At 31.8% G+C, this 11534-nt stretch carries 6 protein-coding genes and 1 pseudogene; 5 read left to right on the forward strand and 2 right to left on the reverse strand.

Annotated elements, in window-relative coordinates:
* The first annotated feature begins 846 nt into the window (after positions 1-846).
* From HXZ69_RS14460 to HXZ69_RS14470, 3 genes are all read left to right on the forward strand, one after another.
* Positions 847-3783, forward strand: coding sequence for a SusC/RagA family TonB-linked outer membrane protein (locus HXZ69_RS14460; protein ID WP_286496386.1), 2937 nt, complete (start codon positions 847-849; stop codon positions 3781-3783).
* 10 nt (positions 3784-3793) lie between these two features.
* Positions 3794-5182 carry a RagB/SusD family nutrient uptake outer membrane protein gene (locus HXZ69_RS14465; RefSeq protein WP_286496381.1) on the forward strand — a complete coding sequence of 463 codons (1389 nt, stop codon included), beginning with the start codon at positions 3794-3796 and terminating at the stop codon, positions 5180-5182.
* Positions 5183-5244: 62 nt separating this feature from the next.
* Positions 5245-7770 (forward strand): prolyl oligopeptidase family serine peptidase, encoded by a 2526-nt coding sequence (locus tag HXZ69_RS14470; RefSeq protein WP_286496382.1) that lies wholly within the window; start codon positions 5245-5247, stop codon positions 7768-7770.
* 48 nt (positions 7771-7818) lie between these two features.
* Here HXZ69_RS14470 and HXZ69_RS14475 read toward each other — a convergent pair whose 3' ends face one another.
* Both HXZ69_RS14475 and HXZ69_RS14480 read right to left on the reverse strand, forming a co-directional pair.
* Positions 7819-8106, reverse strand: coding sequence for a DUF6520 family protein (locus HXZ69_RS14475; RefSeq protein WP_038337094.1), 288 nt, complete (start codon positions 8104-8106; stop codon positions 7819-7821).
* 72 nt (positions 8107-8178) lie between these two features.
* Positions 8179-9624, reverse strand: coding sequence for a DoxX family protein (locus HXZ69_RS14480; protein ID WP_286496383.1), 1446 nt, complete (start codon positions 9622-9624; stop codon positions 8179-8181).
* Between the two features lie 449 nt (positions 9625-10073).
* Between HXZ69_RS14480 and nhaA the strand changes: the two genes are divergently transcribed.
* Together nhaA and HXZ69_RS15345 are read left to right on the forward strand one after the other, a co-directional pair.
* Positions 10074-11243: a Na+/H+ antiporter NhaA gene (gene nhaA / locus HXZ69_RS14485; protein WP_286496385.1), complete on the forward strand. Its 1170-nt coding sequence runs from the start codon at positions 10074-10076 to the stop codon at positions 11241-11243.
* A gap of 86 nt (positions 11244-11329) precedes the next feature.
* Positions 11330-11534: pseudogene (locus tag HXZ69_RS15345) on the forward strand (helix-turn-helix domain-containing protein); the annotation flags it as partial.

Genomic DNA, 11534 nt, shown 5'->3' on the forward strand with positions numbered 1-11534 from the left:
GTGATTAAATTAAACTTTATTTGACTTGGTTCAGCAACAATTCGAATGTAGACTGAATAGCTTTAAGTGATTGAAACCTGACGAGCTGTGAACGAAATTGGTAGGTGATAAAGGGGAATGATTGCTAAGGATGTAGATGTTAGATATTCGATTTTCGATTTGTGAAATGTATTATGTATTATGTAGATGTTAGATATACGATATTCGATATTCGATGTGAGAATTGAGGGGTTGTAGAATGTAGTAGTTGTGATGTATTAAGTATTATGTATTATGTATTAAGTATTAAGTAAAAAGTACAGATTAGATGATTGATTTGAGATATGAATATTGAAAAAAGAATAAAAACGTAAATCGTTAAGCGTAAAACTTATTACGTAAACATATCGCTCACTAATCTTTTTTACGCTTGTTTCAATGGATTGAAGCTCGTCTGCAAATCGTATGTCGCTTTGGAATTTGTTGTTAAAAGAGATTTGAATATTGAAAAAGGAATTAAAAAAATCCGACGATTTAGAATCGAAATGTAATTAAACTCTAAATTATTGGAATAAAAAAAGTTGGAGTGTTTGAGTGGAGCGAGTTGCCAACTTTATGGAAATAATTTAGTTAGTTGAATCATTGAGAGACTACTGTCGACATCTTTTTTTGTTTCGTTTTTTTGGATGAGCAAAAAAATGAAAATAAAGAACAAATTTGAAATAAAAAACAAAAACCCCTTTCCCATAAACAAAGTTGGCGCGATGTACAGGAAAAGGAGTGGCTTTTAAAACTAAATGTTGAATTAAAAAACTATGTAAAATTATGAAAATATTTTACTTCAAACTCAATAGGCATATAATAAGTGTGCTATTGGGATTGTTTTGTGCAACACCTTTATTAGCACAAACAGGAAAAACCGTGACTGGAACGGTAAAAGAACTTCAAGTCCCGCTAGTGGGCGTAATGGTAAAAGAGGAGGGAACCGATAATTCCACTTTTACTGATGACAATGGAAATTACTCGTTGATCTTACAACAGGATGATGCAAAGCTAATTTTTGAGCAATTGGATTTCCCTATTCGAGAAGAAGAGGTATTGAATAGAAGCGTGATCAATGTACGTTTCACAAAAGAAGAGGAGGAGATTCAGCTGAAAGATGTGGTGGTCAATGCAGGCTACTATGCTGTAAAAGACAAAGAACGAACGGGGTCTATTGCACGTGTTACGGCTAAAGAAATAGAGAATCAGCCCGTGAATTCTATTTTAGATGCTTTGCAAGGTCGTGTCCCTGGTTTAGAGATTACACCAACTTCTGGAGTGGCTGGAGGAGGATATGAGGTGAAGATTAGAGGACAGAATAGTATTGCTGCAGGGAATAATCCTCTATTTATAGTAGATGGTGTTCCATTTGACACCAATTCGATGGGAGATAGATCTACAAGCGGAGTCCTATTTATAAATTCGTCTATAAATCCTTTAAATTATATTGATCCACAATCTATAGAATCTATCGAAGTTTTGAAAGATGCTGATGCTACTGCTATTTATGGATCACGGGGAGCCAATGGTGTGCTATTGATTACTACAAAGAAAGGAAAAGCGACAAAAACAAGTATTTCTATAGATGCTTCTACCACTGTTATTAATGCAACAAAGCTTCCTAAACTACTTACTACCGAACAATATCTAGATATAAGAAAAAAAGCCTTTGTGAATGATGGTGTAACGAAATACCCTACGACAGCCTATGACATAAATGGAACATGGGATATGACCAGATATACGGATTGGCAAAAACTACTTATTGGGAATACAGCTTTCAATCACAACATTCGTACCTCTATTAATGGTGGAAATGAGCAAACTAATTTTATGATAGGTGCTAATATAATGAAAGAGTCTTCTGTTTTCTATGGGAATTATGCTTACAATAAATTGAGCTTTTTTTCGACATTAAACCATAAAACAGCGAATAACAAACTAAAACTGCAATGGACTACTAATTATGGACAGGATAAAAACTATTTGCCTACACAAGATTTGACCAGAATTGCAAGAACGCTTGTTCCAAATGCTCCACGGTTGTTTAATGAAGATGGTAGCTTAAATTGGGAAAACAATACTTGGACAAACCCACTTGCAGCACTCAATGCCAGTTACCGCAATAATACACGTAATCTAAATACAAATCTGAATACAAGTTATCAGTTGATAGATAATATTGTTTTACGATCTAATGTAGGATACAATCGATCAGATTTAGATGATAGTCAACTTAATCCACATACTATTCGCAATCCTTCTTTTGGTGCTACAAGTCAACAATCTAACATGACAAAAAATTCTGGTCATCATGAAGGGTGGTTAATAGAACCCCAATTGGATGCTAATTTTAATTTAACTGCTTCGAGTAAACTAAGCGTATTAGTTGGTGGGACTTTAAATAGCCAAACAACAACTAAGTTGGTGATTATGGCAAATGGTTTTACAGACAACCAGTTAATGAATGTATTAAGCGCGGCTAAAAACGTGACGATATACAAGGATACTGAAGAGCAATATAAATATGCTGCTTTGTATGGAAGAGTAAATTATAATCTACACGAAAAATACTTCGTTAACTTGACGGGACGACGAGATGGATCGAGCCGATTTGGTCCTAATCATCGGTTTGCAAATTTTGGTGCAGTTGGTGCTGCTTGGCTTTTTTCGAAAGAAAGTTTTCTACGTGAGGTATCATGGTTAAGTTTTGGGAAATTGAGAGGAAGCTATGGGGTAACAGGAAATGATCAGATTGGAGATTATCAATATCTAAATACCTATAACATCAGTCAGAATGGATATGATGGGAATATACTATTGACAACAGCACGTTTGTATAATCCTGATTTTTCATGGGAGAAAAATAAAAAGTTGGAATTTGCTTTAGAAACAGCATTCCTAAAAAATAGAATTAACCTAACGCTGAATTATTATCAAAACCGATCAAGTAACCAATTGGTTGGCTATAGCTTACCGGCTATAACGGGGTTCACCTCTATACAAGCAAATTTGAATGCTGTAGTAGAAAATAAAGGTTGGGAAATGGATCTGCAAGTTAATCCTATAAAATCTGCTAAATTCAACTGGTCTACTTCTTTTAATCTTACTATTCCTAAAAATAGATTGGTGGCATTTGATGGTTTAGAAAACACCTCCTATGCAAATATGTATGTGATTGGAAAATCATTGAACACTAAGAAAATGTATCATCTGCAAGGGATTAATCCAACTACTGGTTTGTATGAATTTAGAGATTATAATGGTGATGGAAAGATAACTGCAATAGAAGATAAACAACAAGTTGTATCATTAGATCCTTCTTTTTATGGTGGATTCTCTAATTCTGTTTCGTATGAAAACTTTAATATCGAGCTCTTTTTCCAATTCGTTAAGAAAAAAGGATTTAATGAATTCTATAGCTATGCTATGCCAGGTACAATGAGTAATCAGCCTTTTTCTGTGGTAAATGGGAATTTACAAAATTACTCGAGCGGAGCAAATCAAGCAGCTAGTATTGCCTATTCTAATTACAATAGTAGCGATGCAATGATAACCGATACCTCTTTTATTCGATTGAAAAACGTGTCATTGTCTTATAAACTTCCTATAAGTAAAAATCAGTCCAATCAATATGTGATTTATGCTCAAGGTCAAAACCTATGGACATGGAGTAAGTATAAATATGGTGATCCGGAACAAAATACTGGTTATCTACCTTCTTTGAGAAGAATTTCGATAGGGTTTAAAGCTAATTTTTAATGACACAATTATGAAAAAATATCAAAACATAGTAAGCTATTCTTTATTCGTTTTCCTAATAGGAAATACGATAATAAGTTGTGAGAATTTTGTGGAATTGGATTCTCCAAAAGGGCAATTGAACCAAACAGATGTATTTGAAACAAACCAAACAGCGCAAGCCGCTGTAACTACTTTATATGCATTATTACGTGATAACAGCTTAATAGCTGGAAATTTATCTAGTGCTGGTTTTTACATGGGAATTTACTCAGACGAGTTAGATAGTTATGCTACTGCTAATAGCGGTACGGATTTATTTTACAGACATCAAATTATCCCAACAAATGACGGTGTAAAAGGGATTTGGACAAATTCCTATAAAGTAATATACGAATGCAATGCGGTAATAGAAGGAGTAGAAAAATCAAAAGGATTGTCCAATGAGCAAAAGAAACAATACAAAGCTGACGCACTATTTATCCGCTCGTTAACTTATTTCTATTTAACCAATTTATTTGGAGATATTCCATTTATTACGACAACAGATTATACGATTAATCAAAAAAGTTCAAAAACAAGTCATCAAAATGTACTTTTAAAAATTGAAGAAGATCTTATTGAATCTAAACAACAATTAGGTGAACTTACATCGGCTACAAGTAACCTTAGGGCTAACAAATATAATGTTACAGCAATATTAGCACGTCTATACATCTACCAAGAGAAATGGGAAAAAGCTGAAATTGAATCGTCTGAACTTATAAATTCAGGTAAATTTCAGTTAGAGAATGAGTTGAATAAAGAGTTTTTGAAAGAAAGTCGTTCTACACTATTTCAATTAAAAGCTAAAGTAGAAGGTGGAAATTCTAATGAAGGTGGTATTTACATTTTTGAGGCTGGTCCTCCTCCTAATGCATCTTTATCCCCTCACCTATTTGAATCTTTTGAGCCAACTGATTTGAGAAAACAACTGTGGACAAAACAAATTACTACTAATGGGAAAAATTGGGTGATGCCCTTTAAATACAAAGAAAAGTATGCGACAACAACAAGTAAAGAATATACCATTGTTTTTAGACTTGCTGAACAGATTTTAATTCGAGCTGAAGCACGATTGAGATTAGGCAATTTGAATGGAGCAAAAGAGGATATAAATAGTATTCGAAAAAGAGCTGGATTAACACCTATCACAACTTCATCTTCTCAAGATATTTTTGAAGCAATTGTAACGGAACGCCAACATGAATTATTTACAGAACATGGTCATCGTTGGTTTGATTTGAAACGATGGAAATTGGCAGATCAAGTCTTAAGTCCGATAAAAGCAAATTGGAAAGCAACTGATGTATTATTACCAATTCCGGAAGCTGAACTTTTAATTAATCCAAATCTATTACCACAAAACCAAGGCTATTAAGAAGTTGTACTACAATACAACATCATAAAAAGGCATTCATACAAACATCAGAATTAGTACCAATGGAAAAAATAAGTAAAATAATATTCCTCATCCTATTGGGATTTGTTCTCTCGACCTACAACGTCTTTGGTCAAGAGATAAATAAGAAAACATATACACACGATTTAGACAGTATATGGTCTACTAATACAACAATTCGTAATATTAGTGCTAACGGAAATTGGATTGAAACCTCTGAGTTCTTCTCAGGTAAGAATATCGTCCGATTATTTCATCCTTCAACCTCAAATGTAATAGAAAGAGATAATACAAAAAAGAGTTTATTTTCTAATAACGAAAATTTTGCAATCCTTTTAAGTGAAAACAAACTTGAAATAATCGATTTAAGAAATTCGAAAAGCGTTCTTGTGTTGAATAAACCAATTCGAAAAGTAGAATTTGACGCAACAAATCAACAGCTTGCTTACTTATCAGCTGATGATATTTTAACGTTATTCGATACCAAGACAGTAAATTTCGTTACAAAGCATGATGTCTCCAACTTTAGTTGGAGCCCTGCTTCATCGACATTGGCAATTCTTTCTAAGGATGGAAAAACAGTTGGTTTTTATACCTCAAAATTAGAGGCTATTGATCAGCTATCAAGTGACACAGGTACATACATTTTTAATGATCGATCTCCTCTAAATAATTGGAGTAAAAATGGACAGTATTTTTCATTTCTTGAAAAAGAAAATGAAAAGAGAAAAATAGTTCGTTATGCATTCCAAACAAAAAGGCTGAATTTCATCAATGTAGAAAATTGGTTGAAAATAAATCCTTCTTATCATTTTATGGATGAATCTATTCGTGTATTAGCGGATGGAAAGTATATTGAATTTCAACTAAATGAAAAAAGTACCGAAGATTCTTTAAAAGGAATTGAAAAATGGTCTACCAATGATACGTGGGACTATCTCAAAGATAAAAGAATAAAAATACAGGATGCGTATAAACGATTAATTTGGTCTGTAGGTGAGCACAATACTGTTATGGAAATAAAAGGAAAACAATTTTCTCTTGATAATCATGTCCCTTTTGCCTTAACATTTGATAGAAAACAATACGAACCACAATATAGATATTTTGAGATTGCAGATGTTTATTTAAATGATTATCAATCAAAAAAATCATATAAAATAATCGATAGTCTGTATACCAATCCTAATTTTATTTCCGTTTCTCCAAACGGAAAATACATTGCTTATTTTAAAAATAATAACTGGAATTTGTATGATTTAAAAAAACAAACGCATAAGAAACTAACAACAGTTCTTTCTCAAGATTTTTATGATAGAACTAAAGCAGATACTGACAAACCACCTTTTGATCAGCCCTATTGGTCAGAAGATGAAAAATCTATTCTACTAACTTCAACCTATGATTTGTGGCAGTTTAGTATAGATAAAAATGAAGTAAAGCAAATTACCTTTGGAGAACAAAAAGAAGAGTATAATCGTTTGGCATCTCTTAATTTAACGAACTCATCAAATCGTAGTATTGACATGAATAAACCACTGATTATTAAACACCATAAAGATGATCAGTCACATGGAATAGCGATTTTAAAAAAGGGAAAAGTGATACATTCTTTTAGTACGGATGCCGAAATCAATCAAATTTACAGTGATAGCAACAAAAATAAATTGTATTATAGAAAAGCAAAATACAATGAATCACCTTCAATTCATGAACTTTCCACTAATCATACAACGCGTATTATTTACCAAAGCAACTCTAAGCTAAGTGAATACGACTTAGGTTTTTCTAAAAATATAAACTATACATCTATAAATGGAAACGTGATGAATGGGGCTCTTTTATACCCTTCTCAGTACGATTCTACTAAAGCATATCCTATGGTTGTGTACATTTACGAAAACACATCGAAAAAAGTAAATGAGTTTACTATTCCAACATTATACGCTAAAGATGGATTTAATATTCTTAATTACATTACAAAAGGGTACTTTGTTTTGTTACCCGATATAGAATATGAAATTGGTAATCCAGGTATTTCTGCTTTGGTAAGTGTAGAAAATGCGGTTAAAAAAGCAGTAGAACTGTCAACAATTGATCAAAAAAGAATTGGTTTAATTGGACATTCATTTGGTGGATATGAAACAGCCTTTATTGCTACACAGTCAAAATTGTTTAGAACAGCCGTTGCTGGGGCTGCTGTGACTGATTTAGTTAGTTTTTACCATGATATTAGTGTTTCATTTTCCACTAATCAATTGTGGCGATTAGAAAGTTTTCAGTTCCGTATGGGAGATAGTTTTTACAAGATAAAAGATCAATATTTCAAAAACTCGCCTCTGTATCATATCGAAAAACTAAAAATACCTTTATTACTTTGGACAGGAAAAAAAGACACCAATATTAATGCTAATCAAAGTACTTATTTATTTATGGCTATGAATCGATTAGGAAAAGAAGGAAAAATGTTATTGTTTGATGATGAAGAACATACTTTAACAAAAAAACAAAATCAAGTTTTTCTATCTAACTCAATTTTAAATTGGTTTGATACGTATTTAAAATAAAAGAACGGAGCATGATGCTCCGTTCCTATTTAAATTAAACTTAAATATTTATTGACGATATAAAGGAATCGTACAAGATGTTTCTGAAGAATCTCTCAATTCAAAAACATCTTGTTCATTTCCGATTTCACCAATAGTACATGGTATGCTCCCCGTTAAATTACAATCAACCTTTACTTCATCACAATGATTTGTTGCAGAATTGTAAATATATCCTGTCATTAATACTTCTTCTTCATTGTTTTGAGAAGTTTTACTTTCAGTGGCAAATGCAAAAGCAACAGCCATCATTCCTACCCCAATCGGTAATGCTTTTTTTAGAAAATTTGTTTTCATTTTGTATAATTTTAATGTGGTGACTTACTCTATTGTACAGGTTTTCGGTCATCCCCTGCGTTGCGCAACGATTTATTTTCTTTTGTTATAGATATAAAGTTCATGATCTACAATCGCAAATATTTTGTTTTTGTAAATGGTGAAATTTCTTAGTTGATTTTTAGGCGAATGGTAGAGGTAAAAGCTATGGGTATAAGTTTTGTTCACCAAATCATATTGATCTATGCTACTTGCTCCTTCTATTTTTTGTTCGAAATTGCCTAGTCGATCCGTCGATATATAGAGTTGGTTACCATAAGTAGAGGCTAATTTGTTTACAAGTAAGGTTTGTGGACCTAGCTTATATTGCTTTGTTTTTTTATAATAGCCTACATCGATCTGAACTTTAGAAATAGTATCAATGGTATTTCCCGTATTCATTTCAGCTAACTCAGCATCAAATTCGAGGTACTGATTTTTGTAGTAATAGACGTAGATAAACTTTTTCAATTGGGGATTCCATAGTAATGAACCATCTGACTCAAATGTACCGTCAAGTTTTTTTTCTAGACTGTTATAGTTAAGCTGAAGTTGATGCTCTGATAACAATCCCAATACATTAGCTTTTACTTTTGTACTATAAGTTGCTATTCCAAACTTAGAAGAATCTGCGACTACAAATTGATTATAATACACCTCTCCTTTAGAAATAGTCTTTGCTTTCCAATCATCAATTTTACCTCGAAATAAAATGCCAACCGAACCGTCTCCTAAGTAAAAATAAGGTATTTGTACATAAGCAATCACTCTTTTATAAGGCAGGTTATATTGATCAATCTCTAGTTTTATATCTTTCATTTGATTAGCGAGATAATCATATCTTTTAAGAAATAAAGGTGTTTCTGTATTGGCTAAATAGAGATAACAACTGTCAATTCCTGCTATATAATATCCTGTTGATTCTAAGTCGAAAGTAGTTTGTTTTTCGGCTAAATGCGGAATGTATTTACGCGTAAACGCATTGTTATACTGAGATTTCTTTTCTGATAAACCATATAAAATGGAAATACTAACGATTCCAATTAGAATTATAATAGACTGTTGAATGATATAGCGTTTCCCTGCTTGAGAGTTGTTTGCTATTCTAATGCCAATTAAAGCCAGTCCTACAAATACACCATTAAAAATGAGATGTTCTGTCCATCCCAATTTTTCTAAAACACCACCACATGAACAAGGAGTAAATGCCGTGAAATGTAGAATAATGATAATATAGGTCGTGAACATCACCATTAAGAAAAGTGAAATCTGTAAAGCGAATGCTCGGAACCGTTCAAACATCAAAAAGATTGCTGTTACAAGTTCTATAGCAATAATTCCATACGAAATAGGAATCGCATAACTAGCTAATAAGGGTGATTGTCCCAATTGCGTTTGAAAAGTCTCAAAATCGATAAGCTTACTGACTGCTGCATAGACAAATAAAACAATAAAAAGGTAGCAAATGAGTGTTTGTAAAATAGGAGTTACTTTTCTCATGTTTTTGTGTTTTACGGTTAACGGTAAAGGGTTAACGGTTAATGCTATACAAAGTTCAGAGAAGTTATTGAGCAAGTCAACACCTATTTTTAGAAAAAACAGACCAATTTTTGTTAATTCTACTCATTTTTTAAAAATAGAACTTATTTTTTTGAAAAACATCTCATTTTTGATGAGTTTTAGAATTGTTCTATATAAGGTGATCTTATTTTAACCAGATTATTTAAAAACCTTTTTCTCGATACAAAATTCTTTTAGAATTCCACTCAAAATGGGGATTTATTGATGAATTGCTTTAGAAATTATGTTAAGGTTTAGTTGTTTTTAGAATATAACTTTTTTATTGCCAGAAATGTTAGTATGAGATGACGATATTTTACCCAATGAAAGCCAATTTATGAAGTTGCATATTTTTTATTATCTTGCTCTAAAATAATAAAAGTTAAATTATGGCTAGTTCTATCAATTTAAAAATATTCAAAGAATTTATTAAGTCGAGTAATTTTGGAGGTTTCCTCCTTTTTTTATGCGTACTGATTTCTTTAATTATAGCTAATTCATCTTTAAGTGACACATTAAAAAGTGTATTATCTTATGAATTTGGAGTCGAAAATAGTTGGATTCATTTAAAGTATAGTACAAGCATGTGGATTAATGATGGATTAATGGCTATTTTTTTCTTACTTGTAGGTCTAGAAATAAAAAGAGAAATTGTAGAAGGTGAACTATCATCACTTAAAAAAGCTATTCTTCCTATTTTAGCAGCAATGGGTGGTGCGATAGTGCCTGCGTTAATATATATATATTTTAATATAGGTTTGGATACTTCAGGTGGATGGGGAATTCCTATGGCTACAGATATTGCATTTGCATTAGCAGTTATATCATTGTTAGACAAAAGGATTCCGATAAGTTTAAAGATTTTTTTGGCTGCATTAGCTATAGTGGATGATCTGATAGCTATTTTAGTGATAGCTTTATTTTATTCATCAGGTATAGACTTAGTGTATTTAATGTATGCGGGTGTAGGCCTAGGAGTATTAGTGTTAATGAATAGATTAAACGTTGAGAATCCTTATTTATATTTGATTCCAGGAATATTTATATGGTATTTTGTACATCATTCGGGTATACATGCTACAATAGCAGGTGTATTAGTAGCAATGACTTTACCAACAAATAATACTGATCAAGAATCGCCATTAGAACGATTAGAACATGCCTTAGTAAAGCCTGTAAACTTTATTATTATTCCAATTTTTGCATTTGCTAATACTAATATAACTATTTATAACGAGATGCTTGAAGGATTAAGCTCTCCTTTAGGATTAGGTATTTTATTAGGTTTATTAGTTGGTAAACCAATAGGTATTGTATTAAGTTCCATTATTTGCTCAAGATTTGGCATTGGTCAGTTACCAGAAGGGAGTAATTTAAACCATATTTTAGGTGTAGGATTATTAGCTGGTATCGGTTTTACGATGTCTATATTTATATCTAATTTATCATTTAATAGTGAAATATTAATTGATGAAGCTAAATTAGCCGTTTTATTAACATCTTTAATTGCTGGAGTATTAGGCTACTTGATTTTGAGAAAAAGTAGTAAAATAAATTAATAATACTTACTCGAATTTTTAATTCTCGATTATTTGATCAGATAACAAAATGTAGTTATAAATGGAAATAGGCATATGATGAATACGGAGAAGAAGGTTTACTTAGAAAGAAAACAATAACTCGTACATTTCCCAATCAAATCAAGCAAGAAATTGTAAATAAAATATTAAAACTTCGAAAAGAACATAGATTAGGGACTTGGCGAATTAAATTGTATTTAGAACGTTATCATGATATTTTAATATCAGAATCAAGTGTTTATCGTATTCTAAAACGCAATAATGTAGGTC

Origin of the sequence: Empedobacter sp. R132-2, from assembly GCF_030324375.1 — a bacterium.
Lineage (GTDB): Bacteria > Bacteroidota > Bacteroidia > Flavobacteriales > Weeksellaceae > Empedobacter > Empedobacter falsenii_B.